Origin of the sequence: Tritonibacter sp. SIMBA_163, from assembly GCF_046535935.1 — a bacterium.
GTDB lineage: Bacteria > Pseudomonadota > Alphaproteobacteria > Rhodobacterales > Rhodobacteraceae > Epibacterium > Epibacterium scottomollicae.
The window spans coordinates 1-276 of the sequence record NZ_JAWJBP010000388.1; the positions used below are offsets into that span (position 1 = coordinate 1).

General features: G+C 57.6%; 1 protein-coding gene. It reads right to left on the bottom strand.

Going from position 1 to position 276, the window contains the following annotated elements; genetic code table 11:
- A partial coding sequence (locus R0J92_RS22840; protein WP_411053347.1) for a hypothetical protein occupies positions 1–276 on the bottom strand: 276 nt, incomplete at both ends.

A 276-nucleotide genomic window follows, 5' to 3' on the forward strand; every position in this document is an offset into this window, starting at 1 on the left:
GGTCGACAAGATAGCTGGAGCGACCAAAGGTGTCGTCAGAGACATGGTTATAGAGGATTTCGTTGTGCAGGGCGCGGCTTTTGATCTGGTGGCCCACCACCGCGCCACGGAAGTGGTTGAACCGAAGGGTCAGGCGATCGATGTTGCCCGCGTAGAGGTTATGGGACTGGCCGTCTCCATAACCATTCTCCGAGAACTCGGAGTGCTCGATGGTCATGTGGCTACCGGGTACGCGCCCGGACAGAATGCCGTTCTCGTTGTCGGAAAACAGGCAGT